The following is a 24,467-nucleotide window of genomic DNA, read 5'->3' on the forward strand; positions in this document are numbered from 1 at the left end:
CTGAGCACGTTTACCGCGAACTGCTCGGCTACACCGAAGAGCAGCTGGCGGAGCTGGTGTCGGAGGCGGTGATTTGAGCGCCCCGGTCGTCGCTCGGCCGGGGTGGCCGCGGCGGCGGGGCGGGCGGCCGCGGCGGCGGCCGCCAGGATCTTCTCGAGCGTGGCGGCGTCGGTGGCCTGGCTCATGTGGGGTACAGCTCCTCAGTTCTCATGGGCGGCGGCGGTGGCCGTGGCCAGGTCGCTCCAGCGACCCGGACCGGCCAGTCCGAGGTGGTACAGGTGCAGCTCCGCGGCGCCCGCCTTGGCCAGCTCGCCCGCGTACGCGGCGATGTCCGGCACCGGGGCGGCGGCGACCGCGGTGATGTAGCTGCCGATCGCGACCCGCTCGGGCAGGGCCTCCCGGGCCGCCGCGACGGCTTCGGCACCCGTGGCGGGCGCCCAGCCGAACAATACGACCGCGTCGACGTCCTCCGCGGCCGACGGCGTCAGCCCCGGCAGCGCGCCGGTGACCCACGGGTCCAGCGCGCCGTGCAGCACGATCCGGATGCCCGCCGGCAGCGTCGCCAAAACGGCGGCCCGCAAGGCATCGGTGGCGTCCTGCCGGACCCGCAGCAGCATCGAGGTCAACGACGGCGGCAGACCGTCGGCCGTGACGCCCAGGTCACCGGTGGCGACCAGCCGCCGGACCTCCTCGACGAGCTGGGCCCGGACGGTGTCCGCGTCGACGTCCCAGGCAGCAGCGCACGCGTCGCAGCAGCAGACCGAAAGCAGCCGGGCCACCGCGGGCGCCCACACGCCGTCGGTCTTCTCGTGCTGGTGCTGGTGCACCGCGCCGAGCGGCCCGCAGGCTTCGAGGATCACCGACGACAGCTCCAGCCCGGCGACGGCCTGCGCGGTCACTGTCGCCGCGTACTCGCGCACCGCGGGCTGCGACGGGCACAGCGCCCACGGGTACGGCTCGCCGAAGCAGTTGCGCACCACGACGTCCGGGTGCTCGTAGCCGAGCCGGGAGTTGTGGGTCAGCACGATCCACGCGGCGGCCGGGATCCCGGCCTCGGTGAGCAGCCGGACGGCGTCGCCCCCGGAGTCCTCCGGCGAGACCCAGTCCGGAGTGGACGGTCGCAGTGTCCCCCACCCCTCGGAAACCGGCCGGTAGAACGCCGCGTGCCGGGCGACGACCGAAGTCCGCGAAGCCGACCACGGCGTAGCCGCGCGGGCGCTGTGGTAGGACAGCGCGACGGCCACCTCGTCGACGCCCAAGTCCTGGACGCGCGAGACGAACCCGGACTCCAGGACGTCCCAGGGGTAGGCGTAGCCCGTGACCTTCACCGGGTCACCACCTCGCCGTGTTGGGCTCGAACCCGGCAACGTACTTGCGCATGTAGGTCACGTCGTCTCGTTTGGTCAGTCCACATCGGACGTAGTTCTCGTGCAGCCGCGCCAGCGCGTCCTCGTCCAGCTTCACGCCGAGACCCGGCGTCGTCGGCACCTCGACGGCCCCGCCCCGGAAGGAAAGCACGCCCGGCTCGATGACGTCCTCGACCTTCCACGGCCAGTGCGTGTCGCAGGCGTAGGTCAGGTGCGGGGTGGCCGCGGCGACCTGCACCATCGCGGCCAGGCTGATCCCGAGATGGCTGTTGGAGTGCATCGACAGGCCGACGCCGAAGCTTTCGCACGTCGTCGACAGCGACTGCGTCGCCCGCAGGCCGCCCCAGAAGTGGTGGTCGGACAGCAGGACGCCGATCGCGCGCGCCCGGAAGCCCGGCTCGATGTCGCCGAAGTTGACCACGCACATGTTGGTGGCCAGGGGCATCGACGCCTCGGCGGCCACCTGGGCCATGCCCTCGATCCCCGGCGTCGGGTCCTCGAGGTACTCGAGGACACCGTCGAGCTCGCCGGCCACCCGGATGCCGGTCTCGACCGTCCAGGCGCCGTTCGGGTCGATCCGCAGCGGGTGCCCGGGGAACGCCTCGGCCAGCGCGCGGATGCCCTCGACCTCCTGCGCCGGTTCGTAGACGCCGCCCTTGAGCTTGATCGAGCGGAAGCCGTACTCGTCGATCATCCGCTTCGCCGACCCCACCAGGGTCTCCGGTGTGGTGATCTCGCCCCAGGAGTCCTCGCGGCCGTCGACGTGCTTGCCGTACTTGTAGAACAGGTACGCGGAGAACTCGACGGCGTCGCGCGCCTTGCCGCCGAGCAGGTCGGTGATCGGGCGGCCGAGGTACTGCCCCTGCGCGTCCAGGCAGGCGACCTCGAACAGCGAGTACACGCTCGCCACGGTCTTACGGATGGAGAACCCGCCGATCAGCCCGTGCGCGTCCGTCAGGACCGTGCCCGACAACGCCTGCGCGACCAGCCGCTGCAGACCCGGCAGGTCGAAGACGTCGTGGCCGCGCAGCTGCGGCAGCACCTTGCGCACCTCGCCGAGGAACGCGGAGTCGCCGTAGGACTCCCCGAGCCCGACGATGCCGTCTTCGCACTTCACCTGGACGACGCTGCGCAGCGCGAACGGCTCGTGCACGCCCATGACGTTGAGCAGCGGCGGGTCGGCGAACGCGACCGGCGTCAGCACCACATCGAGGATCTTCATCAGCCGAGGCCCTTCAGCGTGACGAAGCCGTCCTCCACGATCTTCTCGAGCCGGTGGATCTGCTCCGGCGTCGGCTCCACCAGCGGCGGCCGGACCGGGCCGACCTTGTCGCCGCGCAGCCGGGCGGCCGCCTTCACCAGCGAGACGGCGAAGCCGGGCGTCTCGTCCCGCAGCGCCACCAGCGGCAGGTAGAAGCCGGTCAGCAACGCGTCCATCACGCGGGTGTCACCTTCGCCGAGCGCGCGGTGGAACCGGTGCGCGATTTCCGGGGCGAAGCAGTGCACCGCCGAGGAGTAGCGGGCGACGCCGATCGAGGCGTACGCCTTGGCCGAGACCTCCGCGGTCGGCAACCCGTTGAAGAACAGGAACTTCCGCGCCCGCTCGGTGTCCAGCGCGCGGATGGTGGTGACGATCCGGGTCATCACCTCGACGTCGCCGTAGCCGTCCTTGAGGCCCACGACCGAGGGGATGTCGAGCAGCGCCGCCGCGGTCTGCGCCGTGAAGACGCCGGTGCCGCGGTGGTAGACGATCACCGGCACCGACGAGTCGCCGACGGCGTACCGGACGAAGTCGACCAGTCCCGCCGGCGGCCCGGTGACCAGGTACGGCGGCAGCAGCAGGACGCCGTCCGCGCCACCGGCCTCGGCGAGGGCGACGCCCGCCCGCGCCGAGGCGGCACCGCCGCCCGCACCCACCCAGACCGGGACCCGGCCCGCGGCGACCTCACGGGTCTTCGCGAGCACCGCGGCGTGCTCGGCCGGCGACAGGGAGCTGAATTCCCCGGTGCCGCACGCGACGAACAGGGCGCCGGCGCCCGCCGCGATGTGGCTCTCCACGTTCTCCGCGAGCGCGTCGAGGTTGACCTCGAGGTCCTCGGTGAACGGGGTCAAGGGGAACGCCAGCAGGCCGTCCAGCGCGATCTCGGTCTGTGCCATCTGTTTTCTGCTCTCCGTTTGTCGGGTGCGGCCGGGGGTGGACCGGCGTCGGTCAAGCGGGCACGGTCGTGCCTTCCTTCGTGCGGTCGACGTCGTCGTCGGCGTTCACGGTGTCGACGATCTCATCGGCGGCCGCGCTGCGCTCGGGGGCGAGCAGGCCGAGACCGACGTAGAGGGCGAGCGAGACCAGGATCGGTGTCGCGATCAGCACGGTCTGGTTCGCGTTGAACACGTAGTACACGAGGGCGTAGTCGATCAGGCCGCCCGCCCAGGAGATCAGCGCCGCGCGGGGGCCGCACTTGCGGAACCACGGCAGCATGCCCAGCAGCAGCGGGATCGAGATCGGGCCCATCAGCGCGGCGACCCAGTTGACGACGATCTGCAGCACGCCGCCGAGGTTCTGCGCCTGCGTGGCCACGAGCATCGTCAGCGCCACGAAGATCACCGTGGTGATCCGGGCGGCCTTCAGGCCCTGGACGTCGGTCCAGCCGCGGGCGCGGCGGACCATCGCCGGGATCATGTCGCGGGTGATCACCGCGGAGATCGCGTTGGCGTCGGAGGAGACCATCGCCATGGTGTGCGAGAAGATGCCGGCGAGCACCAAGCCCACCAGGCCCGGCGGCAGGAACGTCGTCGTCATGATCGCGTAGGACTGCGTCGGGTCCTTGATGCCCGGGATGAGCAGCGGCGCCGCGAACATCGGGAACATCAGCACCAGCGGCCACAACAGGTACAGCGCGGACGAAAGCCGCGCGCCGCGCTTGGCCTCGTGGGTGTTCGGCGCGGCCATGTACCGCTGCGCCAGGTTCCACATGCCTCCGTTGTACTCCAGCGTTTTCACGAGCACGTAGACCAGGAGGAAGATGGTGGTGTACTTGGACGTGACCGGGTTCACGTGGCTTTCGGGCAGCTTGTCCCAGATCGTCCAGAGCGCGGAGATGCCGCCCAGCTTGCCCAGCACGACGACGATCATCACGACGGCCGCGATGGCCTGGATGACGAACTGGCCGAAGTCGGTGAGCGCGTCGGCCCAGAGCCCGCCGATGGTGCAGTAGACGAGGGTGACCGCGCCGGTGATGAGGATGCCGAGGTTGTAGTCGAGCCCGGCGAAGACGTGCAGCAGCGTCGCGACGGCGAACCACTTGGCCGCGATGTCGAAGATCTTCAGCAGGCTGCCGCTCCACGCGAGCGCCTGCTGCGTCGGCACGTTGTACCGCTTGGCCAGGTACTCCAGCGGTGAGGCGACGCCGAGCTTCGAGCGCAGCCGGTTCCAGCGCGCGGCGAACAGCCAGCTGCCGATCCCGACGCCGATGCCGATGCTGGCGAAGCCCCAGAAGTACACGGTGACGCCGCTGGTGTACGCGACGCCCGCGTACGCGACGAAGAGCACGGCGCTGTAACCGGACATGTGGTGCGAGATCCCGGCCAGCCACCACGGCATCTTCCCGCCGGCCGTGAAGAAGTCCTTCACGTCGCTGACCCGTTTGTGCGACCACCAGCCGATCACGATCATCAGCGCGAAGTACGCGCAGACCATCGTCCAGTCGAGTGCGTGCACCGCAGGCTCCCTTCCGCGTCCACGACGATGTGGTTTCACTGTTCACATCTATGAACGGAGTCTGTTATAGTGATTATGTTCATCCATAAGAACGTTGTTCGGGACGCTAATATGGCCGGAGTCACAAGTCAACGGCCGGACGGAGGAGCACAAATGCCGCAGAAGGTGGACACGGCCGAGGGTGCTCCCGCCGAATCGTCGGGCGTGAAGTCCGCGCGCCGGGCGGTCGACCTCATCGAGACGTTCGCGGCGAACGACGTCTGGCTGTCGCTGTCCGACCTGCACGCGCGCACGGGTTTCCCGCGCTCGTCGCTGCACGGCCTGCTGCGGACGCTCCTGGAAGCCGGCTGGCTGGAGGCGGACACCAACACCGCCCGCTACCGCCTCGGCGTCCGCGCGCTGATCTGCGGCACGGCGTACCTGGACCGCGACGCCGTCGTCCCGTTCGCCACCGAAGCCCTGGAGCGGATCCGGGAGAAGACCGGGTTCACCGCGCACTTCGCGCGCCGCAACGGCACCGAAGTCGTCTACCTGGAGACGCGCGAGTCGCAGCGGTCCACGCACCTCGTCTCCCGCGTCGGGCGCACGCTGCCCGCGCACGCGACCGCGCTGGGCAAGGCGCTGCTGGCCGAGCTGACGCACGACGAGATCGAGGCGCTGATGCTGCCGGCGTCGCTGACCGCGCTGACGCCGAACACCATCACCACCCTCGAAGGCCTGCACGCCGAGTGCGCCGCGACCCGCGAGCGCGGGTACGCCGCCGAGGTCGAGGAGGGCACGCTGGGCGTCCGGTGCGTCGCCGCGGTGATCCCCTACCGGATCCCGGGCACGGACGCGATCAGCTGCTCGATGCCGATCGCCCAGGTGACCGACGCCGACGCCCGTCGCGTCGGCGAGCTGCTCGCCGAAACCACCGCCGAGCTCGGGCAGCAGCTGCGCCGCGCCGGAATTCGCTGACCGCCGCCCTTACCGAGAGGAACCCCATGACGGACCAGCGTGTGCTCATCACCGGGTCGGCGGGTGTCGTCGGCACCCTGATGCGCCCCCGCTTGAAGCGCGAAGGCCGGGTGCTGCGCCTGCTCGACGTCGCCTCGCAGACGGCGTCGGACGCCTCCGAGGAGATCGTGACGGCCTCGGTGACCGACGCGGCGGCGATGGCTTCGGCGTGCGAAGGCGTCGACGCGCTGATCCACCTCGGCGGGCACAGCCGCGAAAACTCGTGGGAAGCGACCCTGGACGTCAACATCAACGGCACGCACACGGTGCTGGAGGCGGCCCGGGCGGCGGGCGTGCAGCGGGTAATCCTGGCGTCAAGCAACCACGCCGTCGGGTTCCGCCGCAACGACGAGGACCTCCCGGCGGACTCCTCGCCGCGCCCGGACACGTACTACGGCGTCTCCAAGGCGGCGATCGAGGCGCTGGGCAGCCTCTACCACTCGCGGTTCGGCATGGACGTGATCGTCATCCGGATCGGCTCGTGCTTCGAGACGCCGTTGCCGCTGGGCCCCCGGGGGCTGACGACATGGCTGTCCCCGGACGACGGCGCCCGGCTGTTCGAGGCGTGCCTTTCGGCGCCGTCGCCGGGGTACCGGCTGATCTGGGGCGTCTCGGACAACACGCGCCGGATCTACTCCCTGGCCGAGGCGGAGGCGCTGGGCTACAAGTCCCTGGACGACGCCGAGGTGTACGCGGAACAGCTGGCCGACCGCCCCGCACCGACCGGGATCGCGGCCGAGTACGTGGGCGGCCCGTTCTGCACCGCTCCCCTGGGTGTCTTCAACCCGCTGTGAGCCGCGGCCGCCGTGAAGGCGTCTCCCGACCCCGATGGGCCGGTGGGGCGCCTTCACGGCTTTCTGGGTTACGCGCGGCCGCGAAGAATCACCGAGCGCGTCCGAAAGCGGAAATCAACGCGCAGCGGAATATGACGTTTTCGGCCGGCAACGACATTGAGCCGATCGGTTGATTCATCAGAATCAACCGCCGGAACCGTAATAACGGGCACCCGCATGGACGACTTCAACCCTGCACCCCTCGAACGCCGTCGCATCGGAAGGTGATGGATCATGCCGACACCGGGTGAAGAACTGTCCAGCATCAACTTCGAGGCCATGCTCGGCGGCCCGTTGATCGCGGTCGTGAACGCTCAGGCGCAAGCCGCGATCAGTTCGGTCAACTTCATCAAAGAAGTCGGGTTCACGAAGAGAGCCTCGGAACAGGATCCGGACCGGACGGTGACCGGTGATCCCATTTACGTCAGTTTCAGATACCCGAAGGAGATCGCCCCATACCGACCGGCCGTGGGCGCGGGCGACGGCAGCATCGCCTCGATCGCGGTGACGAACGGCGGCTCCGGCTACACCGGCCCACCGACGGTCCAGATCGATCAGCCGGGAGACAGCGGCACGCAAGCGTCGGCCACGGCTGTCGTGGACGGCGGGACGGTCAAAAGCATCACGATCAACAACGGCGGGACCGGCTACACCACGAATCCCCAGGTCACTCTCAGCGGCGGAGGCGGCACCGGCGCCACGGCGGCGGCTATCGCGAACACCCCGGCCGTCGCGGCGCAGATCCAGCAGATGCAACTCGAGGTGCCGATCCTGACTCTGCTGCCCATCCCGTACATCCGGGTGGAGAGCACGACGATCGATTTCAACGCGAAAATCAACTCCGTCGAATACCGCAAGACGGATCAAAGCGTCAAGGTCGACGGGGAGCTCGAAGCCCGCGCCGGCTGGCTGTGGGGATCGGCGAGGCTGAAGGTGTCGGCGTCCTACCAGAAGACCACCCAGGAAGGAATGAACGTCGAACGAACCTACACCCTGGCCGTGCACATCTCCGCCGTTCAGGACGAGATGCCGGCGGGAATGGAACGGATGCTCGGGATCCTCGAGGACGCGATCAAGTCGCAGCCCGTCTCGGCGCCCGCACCGGTCGTGCAGTAGGAGGCGCAGCCCATGCCGTATCTGGGAGACTTCCTCGGTCGGCTGATCTCGGAGATCACGTTGGCACGGATGCACAGTGACCAGGAAGCGATCCGCGCCGCCGAGCTGTACGCCCGCGACCCGCTGCTCAAGCACTTCCCCGTGCCGCGTTTCCGGCTGCCGACCCTGACCATGCGAGTCCCAGTGGCGGTCTCCGGTTCGGAACCAGCCGGAACCGACCAGCCTCAGCGCGTCGATACGCAGCAGCTGAAGCCCCTCTTCACCGCCGTGGTGAACGATCACCTGGCGAGGAACGCCTTGACGATCAGTCAGGCCGCTCGGCGGCGGGTGGACAAGGTGCTCGACGCCAGGATCGACGCGCTCGAAGCGGCCCCGGATGCCGTGCCGTCGCCGACGGAGCTCGCCGCCGACCTCAGCAACGCCGTCACCAAAGAGCTTCCGGACGCACCCGATGCCACGATCGGCGCTTTCACCGCAGGGCTCGAGAGCAGCCTGCGGACAACCCTGAACGCCCTGCGCCCCACGCCGCCGCGGATCAACGTGCTGGTCACCGACGCCCAGTTGCAGGAGGCGACCCACATCGTCCAGATGGAACTCTCGCTGACCGAGAACGCCGTCGAGTGGGTGGTGGTCGACGAACTCGCCCCGGACTCCGCTCGCCTGCTCCCGGAGTGACGTTGTGCTCGGCATACTCCAGGTCGAGGAGCTCGAGCAGATCGTCCTCGATGCCGCCCAAGTGCTCGAGCTGCGCGAGAACGACGCCACCGCGTTCGTTCCGGCAACGCAGCAGTGGCTGCATCGGCTGCAGGTAGCGCTCGGCAACAACCGGCTGCCCGCCTCGGCGCGGGTCGCAGCGGTGCGGGCCCTGCTCGACACGGCGTCTCCCGCGAACACCACCACCGGTCCCGCCAAGCCGACCCGGCGGCTCCGCGGCATCGAACGTGCGAACACCGCGGTGCGTGCCATCAAGGAGGTCGTCGAACTGGTGCACGACCAGGTGGCCCCCACCCGGACCCGCTTGGACGAGGCCGACGTCCTCGCCCGGCGGGTGGTCGTTCTCGCCGTGCACAAGGGCATCGTCGTCCCGCGCGCGGGCCAAACCGATTCCCGTCAGGCTCAGGCGGTTTACCGGGCGGTCTTCGACGATCCCGAACTCCGGGTCGGGATCATCCAGCTCGACGCCATCCTCGGCAGCCGGGACACCGTCATCGCGCTAAGCCGGCGGTTCGCCGACCTGACACCGTAGTGCACCCGAACGGCCAGGAGATCCCATGCCCCTCAAGCGCAACCTCAGCGGCGGTGAATGGTGGAAACTCCACGCGCGTGACTACCCGAACAGCCGATCTCTCGACGACCTGAAGCCCGCTTTCGCGAGATCGGTGAGGCAATTCGTCGACGCCCTCAGGCTCGGCGGTGCCTCCGTCTCGGTTTCCAGCACGTTGCGCCACCCGGCCCGCGCCTACCTGATGCACTACAGCTGGAAGGTCGCGCACGGCATGATCGAGGCCGCCCGCGTCCCCCGACGCGGCGACGTGCCGATCGACTGGGACCACGGCGACGAGCGCGTATCCCGGGCCGCGGCCATGGAAATGGTGCAGCTCGCGAACATAGTCCACATCGCCAGCCTGACGTCGAACCACACGCGCGGCACAGCAATCGACATGACCATCGGTTGGAAAGGGGTGCTCCTCCTCCGGATTCCCGGCACGGCGAGGTTGTGGGAGATCGCCACCGCGCCTCGGACCGGGAGCGGCAACGCGGAACTGCACACGGTCGGAGCCGACTTCTTCGCGGTCCGCAAGCTGAAGACCGATCCACCGCACTGGTCGCTCGACGGTCGCTGACTTCGGTACTAGTACCTTCGCGGCTTCCCGCGTTACCGGGTCCTCGCCAGGGTGGCCGCATGATCTTGAAATCCCGCCGCGCGCGGAAGTGGGCCATCGTGGTGGCGTGCGCGCTGGTCGTCGTGCTCGCCGGCGCGGGCTCGCTGTTCGAAATCTCGAAGTCGCGGACGTTCCAGTTCTTCGGCAAGCTCGTCGACCGCGTCGAAACGACGGAGAAGGTCGTCGCGCTCACCTTCGACGACGGGCCGGACCCGGCCGGCACGCACGCCATCCTCGACACCCTGAAGAGCCGTCAGGTCCCGGCCACCTTCTTCCTCATCGGCCGGGACATCGCCGCGCACCCCGCGCTCGCGCACGACATCGCGGCCGCGGGGCACGAGATCGGCAACCACAGCTTCAGCCACGAACGGATGATCGGCGTGACACCGGCCTGGGTCGCGGACGAGGTCGAAGCCACCGACGCCCTGATCCGCACGACGGGCTACACCGGCGAGATCCTCTTCCGGCCGCCGAACGGCAAGAAGCTCTTCGCGTTGCCGCATTACCTGGCTTCGCACGGCCGGACGACGATCACGTGGGACGTCGAGCCGGACTCCGACGGCACGCCGGACGCGGCGACCGTCGTTTCGGCGACGGTGGACCGGGTCCGGCCGGGCTCGATCGTGCTGCTGCACGGGATGTACGCGAGCCGGAAGCAGACCCGGCGGGCGATCGGGCCGATCATCGACCGGCTCGCGGCGCGGGGCTACCGGTTCGTGACGGTGTCCCGGCTGATCGGCTGACGTCGGGTGGTCACTCCGGCTCGCCGCCCATCGCCAGCCGGGTGAACGCCGCGAGCGCGCCGTCGATCGGGTGCGGCTGGGGCCGGCCCGACTCGTCGAGCCGGTTCCAGCGCTGGAGGTTCACCGCCACCGCGAACTGCCGCTCGCCGTCCGCGCGGGCCGCGGCCAGCGTTCCGCCGCCCCAGACCGTGCCGCCGTGGCCCCAGAACCCCGTGGACTCCACCGGGTGCAGGCCCAGTCCGTAGTCGATCAGCTTGCCCTCCTGGGAAACGATCCGGACCGTCCGCCGCATCTGCGCCAGCGACGCCGGGGAGACGATCTCGCCCGCCAGCAACGCCGCGAAGAACCGGTTGAGATCCGAGACCGTCGAAATCAGGGAAGCCGCCGGCCCCACCCACGACATGTCGAAGACGCTGTAGTCGCGCGGCGGGTCGACCATGCCGAACCACGACTCGTAGAGCTTCGAGTGCGGCCCCTCGACGTGCGTTCCGGTGGGAAACCCCGTGTGCTGCAACCCCACGCGGTCGATGACGTCCCGGGTGATGCAGTCCTCGGCGCTGCCGCCGGTCACGTGCGCCAAGAGCCGGCCCAGCAGCAGGTAGTTGGTGTTCGAGTACACCCCGGGCGGGCCGACCGGCGGCGCGCCGACGCCCAGCCCGATCAGCTCGACCGGGTCGAACCGCGTGCACCGGTGGTCGTCGAGGCTGTCCGGCCGGGTGGACGCCAGGTCCGGGAACGCCTTGAGGCTCGGGTAGGCGTACGGGAGGTACTCGGCGAGCCCGCTCGTGTGGTCGATCAGCATCCGGACCGTGATCGCCCGCCCCCGGTCGCCGGGCACGAGCGAAGGCAGGTAGTGGCCGATCGGGGTGTCGAGCCCGATCCGGCCGGCCTCGACCTGGCGCAGCACCGCGGCGGCGGTGAACGTCTTCGTGACGCTGCCGACGCGGTGGCGCAGGCCGGCGGTGACCGGGCGGCCGGTCTCGACGTCGGCGACCCCGGCGGCGCCGCGCCAGACCCGGTCGCCGGCCCGCACCTCGGCGAACACGCCCGGCACGCCGGCGTGGTGGACCGCGGCCAGGGCGGCGTCCAGCTGCGCGTGATCCATGGGGACTCCTTTCGGAAAGGGAAGTGTCCTCATTATGCACGCACCGCGTGCAACAGCAAGTGCATAGGCTATGCTGACGGTCGGCGAAAGGACGAGATGGCGAACCGAAGGCGTTGGACGACCGAGGAGATCCTGGACACGGCGGCGGACCTGCTGCGGCGCGGCGACGCCGAGTCGTTCAGCGTGCGCAAGCTCGCCGCGGAGCTGGGGACCGACTCCTCGAGCCTGTACCGGCACTTCCGCACCAAGACCGAATTGCTGCGCGCACTCGCCGACCGGATCCTCGTGGGCGCCATGACCGGGTACCGCCCCGAAGGCGACTGGAAGCAGCGTCTGACCGCGCTGGCCCTGCGCCTGCGCGAGGCGTTCGGCGAGCAGCCGCAGATCGCCGTGGTGTGGGGCCGCTACGCCTCCAGCGGCGCGGGGTCCCGGCTGGTGATGGAGGAGGTGCTGCAGGCGCTGCGCGCGTCAGGGCTGCCCGACCAGCAGATTCCGGCGCGCTACCACCGGATCGCCATCCTCTTCGCCGCGCTGATCTCGTCCGAGGCCGGCGTCAGCACCGTCACCCCCGAGGAACACGAGCAGGGCATGGAGCTGTTCCGCGTCGCGGTGCTGGGCGCCGACCCCGAGCGCTTCCCCGCCCTGGCCCACTTCGCCCGCGACGTCCGCCCGCTCGGGGCCGACCGCCGCGCGGCCTTCGAAGAGCTCGTCGCCGCCCAGCTCGCCGACATCGAGGCCGCGGTCAGTGGGCGACCCGCAGGGCCGGCACCTCGAGACTGACCACCCACTCGCCCTCGCGCGGCCCGTGCCGCACCGCTCCCCCGGCCGCCGCGGCCTGCTCCGCGAGTCCCGCCAAGCCGTACCCCGCACCGGTGCGCGGAGTCCCCTTCAGGGTGTTGCGCGCGGTGATCGTCACCCCGTCCCCGTTTTCGACGTCCAGCCGCAGCCGGACGCCGGGGCCGTTGTGCCGCAACGCGTTCACCGCCGTCTCCGCGACGAACCGCTCGGCCAGCTCCCGCACCGGGGGCGGCAGGGCGGGCAGCACCGGGTCGCGGTCGAGGACCAGGCCCGCCGTGCGCAGCCGGGCCAGCACCTCCGCGAGGTCCGGGGGCCGGTCGGCGTCGTCGCGCAGGTCGTCGAGCGTGCGGCGGACCAGCGTGAGCGCGCCACGGCCGGCGGCCAGCAGCGTGTCGAGGCGCTCGCGGTCGGCTTCGGTCAGGTCGCCGACCGCGCGCAGCGTCTCCGCCTGCACCAGCATCACGGCGGTGGTCTGGGCGAGCGTGTCGTGCAGCCGCCGGGCGGCGCGCTCGGCCCGGTCGGCGAGCGCGCGGCGGCGTTCGGCGCCGAGCAGCCAGGCGACCGCGCAGATCGTCACGGCCAGGAGCGTGCCGTCGAACGGACCTTTCGCCGGGTAGACGACGATCCCCACCGTCAGCGCGGCCGCGGCGGCGAGCCACCGCTGCGGCGTGCTGTACAGCGCGAGCAGCACCGGCACGTACATCGTGTTGCGCGGATGGTCGAGCAGCAGGTGCCCGGCGGTGGCGAGGGTGACGACCACGAGCACGACGGCGGGCGCGCGCCGCGACCACAGCAACGGGACCAGCTGTACCGAGCTGAACAGCGCCGCGATCCACCCCTGGTGTGGTGTCCAGGCGCCACTGGCGAAGAACACCGCGCCGGCCGCGGCCGTCGTGACGGAACTCTGGCGCATGCCGCCGACAGTAGAGTGCGCCCATGATCCGGGTTCAGGTCGTCGACGACCACGCGCTGGTGCGCGAGGGCATCGCCCTGGTCCTGGGGGCGCGGCCGGACCTCGACGTCGTCGCGCAGTACGCGAGCGGCCCCGAGCTGCTCGCCTCGCCCGTCACCGCGGACGTGGTGCTGCTGGACCTGTACCTGCCCGGCATGGACGGCCTCGAAGTCCTGCGCCGCCTGCCGCCGGCGGCGCCGCGGGTGCTGATGCTGACCACGGTCGGCCGGCCCCGCGAGATCCGCGAAGCCCTGGCCGCGGGCGCGGCCGGGTTCGTGCTGAAGGACTCGAGCGGCGACGAGCTGGCCGCCGCGGTCCGGGCCGCGCACCAGGGCGTCACCGCGCTGAGCCCGGCGGCGGCGAGCGCGTTGAGCACGGGCGGCTCGCTCACGCCGCGCGAGCGGGACGTGCTGGAGCTGCTGGGCGAAGGACTGTCCAACCGGGACATCGCGAAGCGGCTGCGGCTGGCGGAGCGGACGGTCAAGGTGCACGTCGGGAACGTGCTGGCCAAGCTGGGCGTCACGAGCCGCACCCAGGCCGCGCTCGTGGCCAGGGACCGATGATCCCGGCGTGGTGCACCTCGGGAGCGTCCCGGTCGAAGTGCTTTTCGAGCGCCGTTCGCTGTCGGAGGTGGTCGGGCTGCGGCTGGCCGACGGCGGCTCGCTGGCCGTCCACGCGGAAGAATCGCGGCCCGGTGGCGAAATGCTGCTCGGCGTGCCCGCTCACGTCGTCGAGACGGCGAAGCGGGCCCGCGCGCGGTTGCTGGCCACGAACCTGCCGCGCGTGCTGGGCCACACCGACTTCGAGGCCCAGAACCTTCGCTGGCGGGAGCGGCGTCCGGGACGTTCGCCGGCGCCTCGCCGCCGACGCTCGCTCCGATCGGGAGCTCGGGGACGGCGGTTCACCGAGGAGGAGCAGGAGACCGCGTGGGCGGCGAGCCTCTGGCCCGCCGTGCACAACGCCCGCTGGGAAGCGCTGCACGGCGATCCCCCGGTGTGCGGCGCGAGGCCGTCCGCGTCCAGGCGGCCGAGCGCCTGGCTAAGTCCCGTACGCGGCCATGAACATGTCCAGCAGGGCGTCGACGGTCTTTTCGTCGGCGACGCGCGTCGACAGCAGGTAGCGGTAGTAGAGCGTGCCGCACAGGACTTCGGCCGGGAACGTCAGGTCGACGCCGCCGACGAGCTCCCCGGCCTCCTGGGCCCGGGTGATCCGGGCGAGGGTGCGTTCCTCGACGGTGTGCAGGAATCTCTCGTGCAGCGTGGCCCGCAGCGCCTCGTCGGCCTGCGCCTCGGCGATCACCGCGCGGTAGACCGGCCCGATCGGCGGGGCGGCGAGCGCGGGCGCCGACCGCAGGAACTGCTCGCGCAGATCCGCGCGGACGTCGCCGGTGTCGTGGTAGTCGAGGTCGGTGGTCCACACGCGGCTGAGCGCGTCCAGCAGGAGTGCCGCCATCGAAGGCCAGCGCCGGTAGATCGTGTGCTTCCCGACGCCGGCCCGGCGCGCCACGGCCTCGATGGTGAGACCCGCGTACCCGACCTCGGCCACCAGTTCGAGGGTCACGCGGAGCAGTTCGTCGGTCCGGGCGGCGCCGCGACGGCGCGGTTCCTCGGCCATGCCGCCGATCCTAACGGCACGCACCGTGCCATTGACAGGTCGGCCACCCCTCTCCATGATGACGCTTAACGGCACGCACCGTGTCGATGCATCGAAGGAGAGCCACCATGGGGACGTTCACGGCCGAAGAGCGCGCCGCGATGAAGGAGCACGCCAAGGAACTGAAGACCGCCGCCCGCCGCGCCTCCCAGGCGGACAAGGCGGCTCAGGCGGAGCGGGACGTGCTCGAGAAGATCGCCGAACTGGCCCCGGCGGACCGGGTGCTGGCCGAGCGCGTCCACGCGATCGTCACGGCGCACGCCCCGGTCCTGGAGCCGAAGCTCTGGTACGGCATGCCGTCCTACGCGCTCGACGGCAAAGTGGTCTGCTTCTTCCAGAGCGCGGAGAAGTTCAAGGCCCGCTACGCGACCCTCGGCTTCAGCGACCAGGCGAACCTGGACGACGGCCCGATGTGGCCGGCCGGCTTCGCCCTCACCGACGTGACGCCCGCGGTGGAGAAGAGAATCACCGAACTGGTGACCCGGGCGGTGAGCTGAGGCCGCGCCCGTCGGCTCACCTCGTGACGTAGCGGGTCAGCATCGCGACCATCTCGTCCTCGAGGCGCCGGGCGTCGATCGGGTCCGGCTCGGCCAGCAGGTCGTGGACGGCCAGCTCGACCGTCGCGATGACCAGGCGGGCCGCCGTGGCGGTGTCGGCGACGCGGACCTCGGGGTGGCCCTCCAGGAGCTCGCGGGTGTGGCCGACCATGTCCCGCTTCACCCGGCCGATCCGCTCGAGCAGCTCGTTCGAGCGCGGGGCCTGCTCGATCAGCATGCGCAGCAGGTGGGGGTCGTCGAGGTGGGCTTCGACCGCGAGCCGGACGAAGACGCGGAAGATCTCCTCGATCGACTCCGGCAGCGGGCCGGTCAGGACCTTCGCCGCGGCCGCCGTGCCGTCGTCGAGGTGGCGGGTCAGCAGCTCGGCGAGGATCGCGTCCTTGTTCGGGAAGTACTGGTACAGCGAGCCGATCGAGATCCCGGCCCGCTCGGCGATGCGGTTGGTGGTGCCGGCGGCGTAGCCGTGGTCGGCGAAAACGTGAGCAGCCGCGGTCAGGATCCGCTGCCGGGTCAGCTCGGCGCGGATCTGACGCGGCTGTTTACGTGGCTGGATGCGGCGCTGGTCCGGCGTCACGGCCCCTCCTGCGGCGAGCGTGGAAAGCGAGTAGTCAAGATCTGAGTATTTACTCATAATTGTGTCATGACCAGCATAAACACGCTGCCCCGAGTGACCATGGACGAGGTGCGGGCCCGCCTGGGCGCCCCCGACGCGATGATCGAGGCCAAGATCGGCGACCGCGTCGACCGGCACGCCCGCCGCTTCATCGCGCACTCGCCGTTCCTCACGCTGGCCACCGCCGACGCGCACGGCCGCACCGACTGCTCGCCCCGCGGCGACTACCCCGGGTTCGTGAAGGTCCTCGACGAGCGCACGCTGGCGCTGCCCGACCGGCCCGGCAACAAGATCGCCGACTCCTTCCGCAACATCGCCGAGAACGACGGCGTCGGCCTGCTGTTCTTCGTCCCCGGGATGCGGGAGACGTTGCGCGTCAACGGGAGCGCGTACGTCACCGACGACCCGGACGTGCTCGCCCGGATGCGCACCGAGGCGAAGTCGCCGATCCTCGCGATCGTCGTCGACGTCGCCGAGGTGTACTTCCACTGCGGCCGCGCGCTGATCCGGTCGCGCCTGTGGGACCCGGCGAGCCAGGCCCTCGCGGCGGAGCTGCCCTCGGTCGGCGAGATCGCCGCCGAGCAGATGGGCGCCGACCCCGAACTCTTCGAGCAGCTGCTCGAAGACGGCTACCGGAAGCTGTACTGACATGCAGAAGACGGTTCTGGACCGCGTCGAGCGCGTCGCCGACGACGTCGTCTCCCTGGTGCTGCGCGGCGACGAAGGGCTTTTGGCGCCGTGGGAGCCGGGCGCGCACATCGACCTGGAGCTCCCCAACTGGCTGACCCGGCAGTACTCGCTGTGCGGCGACCCGGCCGACCGCTCCGCGTACCGGATCGCCGTCCGGCACGACCCGCTCAGCCGGGGTGGCTCCGAGTACGTCCACCTGTTCCTGCGGCCGGGCCGGACGCTCTCGGTTTCCCTGCCGCGCAACCACTTCCCGCTCGTGCCCGCGCCCGAGTACCTGTTCCTGGCCGGCGGGATCGGGATCACGCCGATCGTGCCGATGCTGCGGGCCGCCGGCCCCGCGGCGACGCTGGTGTACGCGGGCCGCTCGCCTTCGGCCATGCCGTTCGCCGCGCAACTGCGGGCCGAGTACGGCGATCGCGTGAGGCTGTTCGACCACGGTCGCCCGGATCTCGCGGCGCTGGCGGCGGAGTTCCCGGCGGCGGAGGTCCACTGCTGCGGCCCGGCGTCCATGGTGGACGCGGCCGAAGCGCTGTTCCCGCGCGTGCACACCGAACGCTTCCAGCCCGCCCAGCGCGCCTTCCGGCCGGACACCGCGTTCGAGGTCGTGTGCGCCCGCTCCGGGCAGACCCTCCCGGTCCCCGCCGACGAGTCCCTGCTGGACGTGCTGGAGCACGCCGGGAAGCCGGTGCCCGCCGGCTGCCGCGAGGGCGTCTGCGGGAGCTGTGAACTGTCCGTTCTCGACGGCGATCCCGAGCACCGCGACGACATCGGCGCGCCGGCGGGGCGGATGTACCCGTGCGTGTCGCGCGCGCTGTCGCCCCGGCTCGTCCTGGACGTCTGATGCTCCCGAAGGTGCGTCGCCCCGCCTCACGCCGGATGCGGCGCCGCGCTCGAGGACCTCGACGTCGTGGGCGACGACCAGGCTGGATGGCCGAGGTGCTGATGATGCCGAAGTCGCGGCGGCGGTGATCCGGCGGGCGTGTTCGACCTGGGCGTGAGCTACCTGCCGCCGCCCGGGGTGTCGTGGCAGCTGCTGGCCGGCGACGAGAGCGCGCTGCCCGCGATACCGGCGATCCTCGAAGGCGCACCGTCCGACCTGGTGGCGGAGGTGTTCCTGGAGGTGCCGTCGACGGCGGACGTCCGGCCGGTGCGGGCCCCGCCGGGGGCGCGGGTGCACTGGCTGCCGCGGGACGAGCCCGGCCGCCGTCCGGGCACGCCGGCGCTCAAGACGATCGAGCCCGCGGAGCTGCCGGAGGAACGCTCGTACACGTGGGTGGCCGGGGAAAGCGCGCTGGCGACGGGCGTCCGGCGGCACCTGGTCCGCGAGCGCGGCCGGCCGAAGGGCGACATCGCGTTCTTGGGCTACTGGCGCCAGGGCCGGGCCGCGCCCGGCTGATCCGCGGCCCCGGCCGGACCGCGACCCCGGGCTGTCCCACCGGCCGAGCACCGAGCCGGGCGCGAAGCTGCCGCACGGGGCCGGCCGGCCCGCACGGCCGCCGGGTGTCCACTTTGGACGTCGTCGGCCGCCGGGGACGGCGCTGACCGGGCCGACCGGCACGGCAGGGCGCGACGCCGCGGCCAAGGTGGGCGCGGAGCTGGGCCTCGACCTGCGCGCGTACGGCGACTGGGCGCGGCTAGGCGGCATCGACGAGGACGGCTGCCTCCTGGTGCGCCCGGACGGCTACGTCGCCCGGCGCCACCGCACGACGTCCCCGGCAGCGGCGGGCTCGCTGGTCACGGCGTTGCGGACGCTGCTCGACCGGCCCTGATCACGGTGTGGTGACCCGGGTGCAGGTGACCGGGACCTTCGGGGGGCCGCTGCCGTCGCCGATGCCGGGCTTCGCCGGGTCGATGCCGCCGCGGGCGACTTCGTCCAGGACGGCGAGGCCGGCGTCGTCGATGCTGCCGAACACCGTGTACTCCGGCGAGATCCGCGTGTCGCCGAAGACGAGGAAGAACTGGGAGCCGCCCGAGTCGGGCTGAGCCGACTTCGCCATCGCGAGAACGCCGCGGCCGTACGTCAGCCCGGGGAACACCTCGTCGCGGATCGTGTAGCCGGGGCCGCCGGTGCCGTCGCCCGCCGGGTCGCCGCACTGGAGCATCTGCAGCCCGGACGTCACGGACAGCCGGTGGCAGGACGTGCCGTCGTAGAACCCCTGCTGCACCAGGCTCAGGAAGTTGACCACGGTGCACGGGGCGAGCGCACGGTCGAGCGTGAGCCCGATGGTGCCGGCGCTCGTCGCGAGCCGCACGGGGACGGTGCCGGACGACGGCGCCGGGCCGTCGGGCGGCGGGGCGACCTCCTTCGGCGCGGGTGACGTGGGATCCGGGGTGAACGCACAGGTCACCGGGTCAGCGAGCGGCTTCGGCCGCCGCGGCATCCGGGCCCGGCCGTTGGTGGGCAACGTGTACGCGGCGCTCGGGGCGGACGTGGTCGCCGACGGCGGGGACGACGACCGCGCCGGCCCGGTCCCGAGCGCGGCCTCGGGGAAGTCGTCGCGCAGGAACCCGGGAGAGCCCCAGGCCAGGAAGGCCAGCGCCATCACGATGACGACGACGACCGAACCGGTGATCAGCACGACGGCGGCGGGCGAGGTCTTCTTCGGCGGCACCGGCGGCTGCCACCGCGGATACTGGTGGGGCTGCCGCGGGTAGTGCGGCCCACCGCCGTACCCCGGACCCGGCGGCGGTGCCCCGTCCCGCCGATCCCCTGGCTCGCTCATCCGCGCTCCCCTCGTCAGCCGCCCATTGTGCCGGGCGGGTCCGCCCGCCGTGGGGGAATCCGGAAAGGAGCCGCGAATCACCTCACGGCAGCCCCCACGGTGTGCTCGCCCCGCCGGGCGCGACCGGGCGCACCGCGAAGTCCGGCCGATCGCCCTTCCGGTACACGAAGGCGTCCTCGCCGCGCCCCAGCTCGACCTGGACGTCCCCGTTCGCCAGCCGGCGCCAGCGCCGCGACCGGCCTCGCGCGTCGGTCACCGCCAGTTCGCCGTCGATGCCCGGCCGCAGCACGCACGGCGCCCCGGCTTCGCTGTGCACCTTCAGCCACCGCGTCTTCCCCGCCGCCCGGGACGCGCTGAGCAGGAACGCCCCCTCGGTCCGGAAGTCGCGCAACGCGATGTCGCCCCAGGCCGCGGGCACCGCCGGGAACAGCCGGAGCACCCCACCCCAGCTCTGGACCAGCATGTCCTGCACGGACTTCGCCGCCGACAGCGGAGTCTCGATGACCGGCCCGGACTCCTTGTACATCGTGTTGGGCTGGATGAACCGCTGCTGCAGCTCGCCGAGGTAGAACGCCGCCTGCTCACCGCGCAGCATCTGGGCGGAGATCGACGCCGCCCCGGTGAACGTGTAGCCCTGCAGCGCGCCTTCGAAGCCCACCCAGTGGTTCAGCGACGTCTCGATGATCGCCCGGTGCTCCGGCTGCTCCCACGTGATGTCGTAGAGCGGGTAGATCTGCAGCAGGTGCGAGTAGTGCCGGTGCGACTTCGCGAACGGCACGCCGGCGCCGATCATGTACCCGTTGGCGTCGGCCGGGTAGTCGACCAGGTTCGCCAGGACGTTCCGCCACTTCGGCGCCAGCGGGTCGCCGGGCGCGTGCTGCAGGAGCGTCTTGCAGCCCCAGCGGATCAGCGAGAGGTCGTAGTTGCAGTCGGGAGCGTTGACGCCGTACTCGGGCGAGAACGTCGGCGGCAGGTGGAGCCGTCCGTCCGCGCCCGGGGCGAGGAAGTGCAGGTAGTAGTTGATCGCCTTGCGCAGCAACGGGATCAGCGTGTCCGACAACAGCCGCCGGTCCATCGTGTGCCGGTAGGACAGCCACACGTTGTGCAGCGCCCACGTCAGGTTGCCGACCTCCGGGGTCGGCGTGGCCTGTCCGGGGATGCCGACCGGGAACCCGCTGGTGGCGTTCGAGAGGCCGTTGAGCAGCGTCATGTCGGTCGTGCGTGGGATGCCCGCCGAATCCACCTGGTACGGTGCGGCGACCTGGCTCGTCAGGTTGCTCCGGTACTTGTCGAGCGCGTAGCTGACGGCGTCCAGCTCCAGGTGGTTCGAGCCGTGGATCAGCCAGTATTCGAGCTGGACGTTGAGGTTCCACCACGTCGCCGGCCACGGTGTGTTCTCCAGCCACGGCCCCGACGTCGCCATCACCGGGGCTTCGCGCCGGGCGGCCGAGGCCACCTTGTACAGCTGGATCCAGTAGAAGCTCTGCAGCCTCGTGTCCGGAATGGACAGGAAGCTCGCCCGGTAGTGGTCGTGCCACCAGCGCCGGTGGTCCTGGGTCAGGGCACCGAAGGCGGGAGCCCGGCGGACGGTCGAGAGCGCCCGCGCCACCGCCGTCTTCACCGGGTGCGACCACGCCACCGACGTGTACAGCGTGCGGGCGCCACCGCGGGTGGTTTCGCGCCACGCCGTCACGTGCTCGCCGCCGGCCAGCAGCGGCTGGACGGCCAGCCGCGCGTCGCCGCTGCCGCTCAGCTGTACCGGCGGGTTCGCGGTGTAGCCGTCCGGTGGCGGCTTGTTCCACACCGGATCGGCGCGCGGGCTGACCGCGACCGCCGGGTGGAACACCCACCCGAACCCGCGTTCCCCTTCGGAAGGCCGGACTTCGACGGCGAGCAACGACTGTCCGGTGTGGACGATCGCGCGCAGGCTCAGGCTGCCCGCGGCCGTGGTGATCGTGCCGGTCAGCTCGGCGTTCCACAGGTCCATCCGCCAGTCGACCGCGGTGATCGCCCCGACCGGCTCGAGGGTGAAGTACCCGATCGGCAGCCGTGCCAGGCCGAACAGCGAGCCGAACTCCGGCCGGTGGTCCTGCACCTGGCTGTGCTGAACGGTGAACCGGATCGCGTTCGCCCCCGGCTCGGCGTAGATGCCCGAACCGAGGAACCCGTTGCCGAGGAACGGCCCTTCGTACCAGGCCTTCGGCATTCGCCGCCAGTACAGGTCGGCCGTACCGAGGAATCCGGCCCAGCCGAAGTCGTCGCCGCCGGGCGCCGCTTCGGCGAACGCGGGGGTCAAGCCGGCGGCGGCGATCCCGGCGAGGGCGCCGCCGAGCACGGTTCTGCGGGTGATGTCCATTCGACCTCCTTGTCGAAGAGCGGGTTCAGCTCGGCAGGCCCCACGCCGGAGCGGGGCCGAGCGCGGGGACGTCCCGCGGCGCGCAGTCCGGTCGCCCGCCCCTCGGGGTGACGACGGCGGTGCCGCCGCGGCGCAGCCCGATCGCGATCCGCCCGGGCCCGGCCGGGCGCCACGGCAGGCGGCGGCCGTGCTCGTCGCGGACGTCGACGTCGCCGGCGACACCGTGCTGCAGGACCAGGGGTGCACCGGCTTCGCTGTGCACGCGGACGAACTCCGTCCGGCCGTCGCGGCGGGAGGCGTCCACGAGGAACGCGCCCTCCGCCCGCAGGCCGTCGATCGAGGCGTCCCGCCAGGTCGCCGACACCGACGGGAAAACCTTGAGCACACCACCGGAACCCTGCAGCAGCATGTCCACCACGGACTGGGCGGCGGTGATCGGGCTTTCGACGGCGAAATTGGCGCCCTCGCGGTACATCGTGTTCGCGGTCAGCTCGGTGTCGGCGACGATGGTGCGGTCGAGGAAGACCTTCAGGTAACGCAACGCTTCCTCGGGCGCGTCCATCACGGACTTCATCGAGGACGCGGCCGCGTAGCTGTAGCCGTGCCAGGCGGACTGGTCGGCGGCCCAGTGGTCGAACGTCCGGGTCATGAGATCGCGGTCGGCCGGTGCGTCCCAGACCTTCTCCCGCAGCGGGTACAGCCACAGCAGGTGCGAGAAGTGCCGGTGCGACGCGGCGAGCGGGACACCGTCGCCGATCAGCACGCCGTTCGCGGGATGTTCGTGGTAGGACACGAGTTTCGCGCCGATCTCCCGCCAGGCCGGCACGCGCGGTTCGTCGAGACGCAGGATCCGCGCGGTGTCGACGAGCGTCCGGGCGGCCCACCGGATCAGCGACAGGTCGTAGGTGCAGTCGGACGCGTCGGCGTACTCCGGCGACCGGGTCAGCGGCAGGTGCAGGAGCCCGTCCGGGCCGGTGACCAGGAAGTGGCGGTAGAAGTTGAGGGCCTTCGCCAGCGTCGGGTACAGGACGTCGCGCAGGACGCGGGTGTCCAGGTGGTGGCGGTAGGCGAGCCAGACGTTGTGCAGGCCCCACAACAGGTTCCCGGTTTGGTCGGTCTTCGACGTCGTCCCGGGGACGCCGACCGAGCGCGTGCCGCCGGGCCGCAGCCGCCAGTCTCCCGGGTGGGAAAGCGCGTAGGTGCCGCCGTCGCGGTAGGCGGGCGGCACCGACGTCTCGAGATTCGCGTGGTCGCGGCGGAAGGTCTCGGTGACGGCGTCGAGCTCGGGGTGGTTGCTGCTGTTGACGATCGGATAGGTGACCTGGACGTTGAGGTTCCACCAGACCGCGGTCCAGCTGTTGCCGACCTCGGGGAACCACGGTCCCCACTCGGACACGACCGGCCCGTGCGCGCGGGTGGCGCTGGCGATCTTGTACAGCTGGATCCAGTAGAAGCGCTGGACCTGCTTGTCCGGCACCGAAACGAAGCTGCGGCGGTGGTAGTCGTTCCACCAGCGGCGGTGCCGGGCCAGCAGGGCGTCCGGGTTCGCGGCAAGCGCTTTCCCGACCGCCCCGACGGCGTCCGCGGTGTGCGTGGTGCCCGGGAAGCTGTAGGCGACGGTGGCCGCGAGCAGCCGTCTCGTGCCGATCGCCCGCTCGCGCCACGCCGTGGTGTACCCGCCGCCGGCGAGCAGGGGCTGCGCGCAGTACCCGTCGGCGGTCTCGGGGGCGGGGTTGGCGACGTACTCGGGCGGCTTGCGGACAGTCCGGGTCGTCGCGGACTCCAGCGGCCGGAAGGCCCAGGCGGCGGTGGCTTCGCCGGCGCTCGGGGTCAGCGAGACGAGCAGCACGCCGAGGTCGTTGTGCACGACGGCGGAGAAGGCGACCGAGCCGCGGGTGGTGGTGATGGTGCCGCCGAGCTCGGCGTTGTAGAGGTCGAGCGTCCAGTCGACGGCGGTGACGGCGCCGGCCAGGGTGAGCGTGAGGTAGCCGATCGGCAGGCGGGACAGGCCGATGCCGGCTTCCCACTGGATCCGCTGGTCCTGCACCTGGGTGTGGCTCAGCATGACTTTGAGGGTGCCGGGCGTGTCGCCGGCGTAGACCTGGGCGCCGAGGAAGCCGTTGGCGAGGAACGGGCCTTCCTGCCAGTTCCGGGGCAGTCGCTTCCAGACCATGCGCGCATCACCGGCGACCTCCCGGTGCGGGTTCCCGGCGGCGAGCGCGGGCGCGGCTCCGCGGGCCCAGAGCCCACCGAAGGCAGCAGCCCCCACCGCTACCGATGCCGAGCGAAGCACCGTACGCCGCGACACTGCGTCCATGAAGCATCCCTTCGGATACATACTACGTTTGACGAGATCAGCTGGCGGCG

Annotated in this window: 26 protein-coding genes; 14 read left to right on the forward strand and 12 right to left on the reverse strand. The window is 71.3% G+C overall.

Annotated elements, in window-relative coordinates:
* The 5 genes from ACWEVP_RS47945 to ACWEVP_RS47965 all read right to left on the reverse strand — a co-directional run.
* Positions 1-185: hypothetical protein (locus tag ACWEVP_RS47945; protein WP_452069288.1), on the reverse strand; the 185-nt coding region annotated here is incomplete at its 3' end.
* 15 nt (positions 186-200) lie between these two features.
* Positions 201-1,328 carry a hypothetical protein gene (locus ACWEVP_RS47950; RefSeq protein ID WP_452069289.1) on the reverse strand — a complete coding sequence of 376 codons (1,128 nt, stop codon included), beginning with the start codon at positions 1,326-1,328 and terminating at the stop codon, positions 201-203.
* Positions 1,329-1,332: 4 nt separating this feature from the next.
* Positions 1,333-2,589 (reverse strand): glucarate dehydratase family protein, encoded by a 1,257-nt coding sequence (locus ACWEVP_RS47955; RefSeq protein WP_452069290.1) that lies wholly within the window; start codon positions 2,587-2,589, stop codon positions 1,333-1,335.
* On the reverse strand, positions 2,589-3,524 hold the full coding sequence (locus ACWEVP_RS47960; RefSeq protein WP_452069291.1) for a 5-dehydro-4-deoxyglucarate dehydratase: 936 nt from the start codon (positions 3,522-3,524) through the stop codon (positions 2,589-2,591). The genes ACWEVP_RS47955 and ACWEVP_RS47960 overlap by 1 nt, the downstream gene beginning before the upstream one ends.
* A 52-nt stretch (positions 3,525-3,576) precedes the next feature.
* Positions 3,577-5,082: a sodium:solute symporter family protein gene (locus tag ACWEVP_RS47965; RefSeq protein ID WP_452069292.1), complete on the reverse strand. Its 1,506-nt coding sequence runs from the start codon at positions 5,080-5,082 to the stop codon at positions 3,577-3,579.
* Between the two features lie 153 nt (positions 5,083-5,235).
* On the opposite strand from ACWEVP_RS47965, the gene ACWEVP_RS47970 reads away from it, so the two are divergent.
* The 7 genes from ACWEVP_RS47970 to ACWEVP_RS48000 all read left to right on the forward strand — a co-directional run bounded on the left by ACWEVP_RS47970 (position 5,236) and on the right by ACWEVP_RS48000 (position 10,653).
* Positions 5,236-6,039, forward strand: coding sequence for an IclR family transcriptional regulator (locus ACWEVP_RS47970; protein WP_452069293.1), 804 nt, complete (start codon positions 5,236-5,238; stop codon positions 6,037-6,039).
* A gap of 26 nt (positions 6,040-6,065) precedes the next feature.
* Positions 6,066-6,872: an NAD-dependent epimerase/dehydratase family protein gene (locus tag ACWEVP_RS47975; RefSeq protein WP_452069294.1), complete on the forward strand. Its 807-nt coding sequence runs from the start codon at positions 6,066-6,068 to the stop codon at positions 6,870-6,872.
* A 273-nt stretch (positions 6,873-7,145) separates the two neighbouring features.
* Complete coding sequence (locus tag ACWEVP_RS47980; protein WP_452069295.1) at positions 7,146-8,027, forward strand: DUF2589 domain-containing protein; 882 nt, start codon at positions 7,146-7,148, stop codon at positions 8,025-8,027.
* 12 nt (positions 8,028-8,039) lie between these two features.
* On the forward strand, positions 8,040-8,702 hold the full coding sequence (locus ACWEVP_RS47985) for a hypothetical protein (protein ID WP_452069296.1): 663 nt from the start codon (positions 8,040-8,042) through the stop codon (positions 8,700-8,702).
* Between the two features lie 61 nt (positions 8,703-8,763).
* Complete coding sequence (locus ACWEVP_RS47990; RefSeq protein WP_452069297.1) at positions 8,764-9,273, forward strand: hypothetical protein; 510 nt, start codon at positions 8,764-8,766, stop codon at positions 9,271-9,273.
* 25 nt (positions 9,274-9,298) lie between these two features.
* Entirely contained in the window at positions 9,299-9,871 is a 573-nt protein-coding gene (locus ACWEVP_RS47995; RefSeq protein ID WP_452069298.1) for a hypothetical protein, read from the forward strand.
* A 59-nt stretch (positions 9,872-9,930) separates the two neighbouring features.
* Positions 9,931-10,653, forward strand: a complete 723-nt coding sequence (locus tag ACWEVP_RS48000; RefSeq protein ID WP_452069299.1) for a polysaccharide deacetylase family protein — start codon at positions 9,931-9,933, stop codon at positions 10,651-10,653.
* Between the two features lie 10 nt (positions 10,654-10,663).
* On the opposite strand, the gene ACWEVP_RS48005 is transcribed toward ACWEVP_RS48000, so the two are convergent.
* Positions 10,664-11,758, reverse strand: coding sequence for a serine hydrolase domain-containing protein (locus ACWEVP_RS48005; RefSeq protein ID WP_452069300.1), 1,095 nt, complete (start codon positions 11,756-11,758; stop codon positions 10,664-10,666).
* 96 nt (positions 11,759-11,854) lie between these two features.
* On the opposite strand from ACWEVP_RS48005, the gene ACWEVP_RS48010 reads away from it, so the two are divergent.
* Positions 11,855-12,538 (forward strand): TetR/AcrR family transcriptional regulator, encoded by a 684-nt coding sequence (locus tag ACWEVP_RS48010; RefSeq protein ID WP_452069301.1) that lies wholly within the window; start codon positions 11,855-11,857, stop codon positions 12,536-12,538.
* Here ACWEVP_RS48010 and ACWEVP_RS48015 read toward each other — a convergent pair.
* Entirely contained in the window at positions 12,501-13,469 is a 969-nt protein-coding gene (locus ACWEVP_RS48015; protein ID WP_452069302.1) for a histidine kinase, read from the reverse strand. The genes ACWEVP_RS48010 and ACWEVP_RS48015 overlap by 38 nt on opposite strands.
* A 23-nt stretch (positions 13,470-13,492) precedes the next feature.
* Between ACWEVP_RS48015 and ACWEVP_RS48020 the strand changes: the two genes are divergently transcribed.
* Complete coding sequence (locus tag ACWEVP_RS48020; protein ID WP_452069303.1) at positions 13,493-14,071, forward strand: LuxR C-terminal-related transcriptional regulator; 579 nt, start codon at positions 13,493-13,495, stop codon at positions 14,069-14,071.
* A gap of 475 nt (positions 14,072-14,546) precedes the next feature.
* Here ACWEVP_RS48020 and ACWEVP_RS48025 read toward each other — a convergent pair whose 3' ends face one another.
* Positions 14,547-15,122, reverse strand: coding sequence for a TetR/AcrR family transcriptional regulator (locus ACWEVP_RS48025; protein WP_452069304.1), 576 nt, complete (start codon positions 15,120-15,122; stop codon positions 14,547-14,549).
* Positions 15,123-15,229: 107 nt separating this feature from the next.
* Here ACWEVP_RS48025 and ACWEVP_RS48030 point away from each other — a divergent pair, with 107 nt between their 5' ends.
* Entirely contained in the window at positions 15,230-15,658 is a 429-nt protein-coding gene (locus ACWEVP_RS48030; protein WP_452069305.1) for an iron chaperone, read from the forward strand.
* 16 nt (positions 15,659-15,674) lie between these two features.
* On the opposite strand, the gene ACWEVP_RS48035 is transcribed toward ACWEVP_RS48030, so the two are convergent.
* Positions 15,675-16,292, reverse strand: coding sequence for a TetR/AcrR family transcriptional regulator (locus tag ACWEVP_RS48035; protein ID WP_452069306.1), 618 nt, complete (start codon positions 16,290-16,292; stop codon positions 15,675-15,677).
* A 66-nt stretch (positions 16,293-16,358) separates the two neighbouring features.
* Here ACWEVP_RS48035 and ACWEVP_RS48040 point away from each other — a divergent pair, with 66 nt between their 5' ends.
* The 4 genes from ACWEVP_RS48040 to ACWEVP_RS48055 all read left to right on the forward strand — a co-directional run bounded on the left by ACWEVP_RS48040 (position 16,359) and on the right by ACWEVP_RS48055 (position 18,790).
* Positions 16,359-16,979 carry an MSMEG_1061 family FMN-dependent PPOX-type flavoprotein gene (locus ACWEVP_RS48040; RefSeq protein WP_452069307.1) on the forward strand — a complete coding sequence of 207 codons (621 nt, stop codon included), beginning with the start codon at positions 16,359-16,361 and terminating at the stop codon, positions 16,977-16,979.
* Between the two features lies 1 nt (position 16,980).
* Positions 16,981-17,862 carry a PDR/VanB family oxidoreductase gene (locus ACWEVP_RS48045; protein ID WP_452069308.1) on the forward strand — a complete coding sequence of 294 codons (882 nt, stop codon included), beginning with the start codon at positions 16,981-16,983 and terminating at the stop codon, positions 17,860-17,862.
* Between the two features lie 138 nt (positions 17,863-18,000).
* On the forward strand, positions 18,001-18,417 hold the full coding sequence (locus ACWEVP_RS48050) for a siderophore-interacting protein (RefSeq protein ID WP_452069309.1): 417 nt from the start codon (positions 18,001-18,003) through the stop codon (positions 18,415-18,417).
* A 67-nt stretch (positions 18,418-18,484) separates the two neighbouring features.
* Positions 18,485-18,790 carry an aromatic-ring hydroxylase C-terminal domain-containing protein gene (locus ACWEVP_RS48055; RefSeq protein ID WP_452069348.1) on the forward strand — a complete coding sequence of 102 codons (306 nt, stop codon included), beginning with the start codon at positions 18,485-18,487 and terminating at the stop codon, positions 18,788-18,790.
* Here ACWEVP_RS48055 and ACWEVP_RS48060 read toward each other — a convergent pair whose 3' ends face one another.
* The 3 genes from ACWEVP_RS48060 to ACWEVP_RS48070 all read right to left on the reverse strand — a co-directional run bounded on the left by ACWEVP_RS48060 (position 18,791) and on the right by ACWEVP_RS48070 (position 24,417).
* Positions 18,791-19,744 carry a peptidylprolyl isomerase gene (locus ACWEVP_RS48060; RefSeq protein ID WP_452069310.1) on the reverse strand — a complete coding sequence of 318 codons (954 nt, stop codon included), beginning with the start codon at positions 19,742-19,744 and terminating at the stop codon, positions 18,791-18,793.
* 82 nt (positions 19,745-19,826) lie between these two features.
* Positions 19,827-22,100: a glycosyl hydrolase family 95 catalytic domain-containing protein gene (locus ACWEVP_RS48065; protein WP_452069311.1), complete on the reverse strand. Its 2,274-nt coding sequence runs from the start codon at positions 22,098-22,100 to the stop codon at positions 19,827-19,829.
* A gap of 25 nt (positions 22,101-22,125) precedes the next feature.
* Positions 22,126-24,417: a glycosyl hydrolase family 95 catalytic domain-containing protein gene (locus ACWEVP_RS48070; RefSeq protein ID WP_452069312.1), complete on the reverse strand. Its 2,292-nt coding sequence runs from the start codon at positions 24,415-24,417 to the stop codon at positions 22,126-22,128.
* Between the last annotated feature and the right edge of the window lie 50 nt (positions 24,418-24,467).

It is taken from the genome of Amycolatopsis sp. NPDC003865, assembly GCF_053605345.1.

Bases quoted from the DNA above. Each gene is read 5' to 3' on its own strand.
- ACWEVP_RS47985 (WP_452069296.1), top strand. From the start codon at position 8,040: ATGCCGTATCTGGGAGACTTCCTCGGTCGGCTGATCTCGGAGATCACG.
- ACWEVP_RS47970 (WP_452069293.1), top strand. From the start codon at position 5,236: ATGCCGCAGAAGGTGGACACGGCCGAGGGTGCTCCCGCCGAATCGTCG.
- ACWEVP_RS48020 (WP_452069303.1), top strand. From the start codon at position 13,493: ATGATCCGGGTTCAGGTCGTCGACGACCACGCGCTGGTGCGCGAGGGC.
- ACWEVP_RS48060 (WP_452069310.1), bottom strand. From the start codon at position 19,744: ATGAGCGAGCCAGGGGATCGGCGGGACGGGGCACCGCCGCCGGGTCCG.
- ACWEVP_RS47980 (WP_452069295.1), top strand. From the start codon at position 7,146: ATGCCGACACCGGGTGAAGAACTGTCCAGCATCAACTTCGAGGCCATG.
- ACWEVP_RS48025 (WP_452069304.1), bottom strand. From the start codon at position 15,122: ATGGCCGAGGAACCGCGCCGTCGCGGCGCCGCCCGGACCGACGAACTG.
- ACWEVP_RS47955 (WP_452069290.1), bottom strand. From the start codon at position 2,589: ATGAAGATCCTCGATGTGGTGCTGACGCCGGTCGCGTTCGCCGACCCG.
- ACWEVP_RS48070 (WP_452069312.1), bottom strand. From the start codon at position 24,417: ATGGACGCAGTGTCGCGGCGTACGGTGCTTCGCTCGGCATCGGTAGCG.
- ACWEVP_RS48030 (WP_452069305.1), top strand. From the start codon at position 15,230: ATGGGGACGTTCACGGCCGAAGAGCGCGCCGCGATGAAGGAGCACGCC.
- ACWEVP_RS47975 (WP_452069294.1), top strand. From the start codon at position 6,066: ATGACGGACCAGCGTGTGCTCATCACCGGGTCGGCGGGTGTCGTCGGC.
- ACWEVP_RS47995 (WP_452069298.1), top strand. From the start codon at position 9,299: ATGCCCCTCAAGCGCAACCTCAGCGGCGGTGAATGGTGGAAACTCCAC.
- ACWEVP_RS47960 (WP_452069291.1), bottom strand. From the start codon at position 3,524: ATGGCACAGACCGAGATCGCGCTGGACGGCCTGCTGGCGTTCCCCTTG.
- ACWEVP_RS48065 (WP_452069311.1), bottom strand. From the start codon at position 22,100: ATGGACATCACCCGCAGAACCGTGCTCGGCGGCGCCCTCGCCGGGATC.
- ACWEVP_RS48005 (WP_452069300.1), bottom strand. From the start codon at position 11,758: ATGGATCACGCGCAGCTGGACGCCGCCCTGGCCGCGGTCCACCACGCC.
- ACWEVP_RS48010 (WP_452069301.1), top strand. From the start codon at position 11,855: ATGGCGAACCGAAGGCGTTGGACGACCGAGGAGATCCTGGACACGGCG.
- ACWEVP_RS48045 (WP_452069308.1), top strand. From the start codon at position 16,981: ATGCAGAAGACGGTTCTGGACCGCGTCGAGCGCGTCGCCGACGACGTC.
- ACWEVP_RS48015 (WP_452069302.1), bottom strand. From the start codon at position 13,469: ATGCGCCAGAGTTCCGTCACGACGGCCGCGGCCGGCGCGGTGTTCTTC.
- ACWEVP_RS48000 (WP_452069299.1), top strand. From the start codon at position 9,931: ATGATCTTGAAATCCCGCCGCGCGCGGAAGTGGGCCATCGTGGTGGCG.
- ACWEVP_RS48040 (WP_452069307.1), top strand. From the start codon at position 16,359: ATGACCAGCATAAACACGCTGCCCCGAGTGACCATGGACGAGGTGCGG.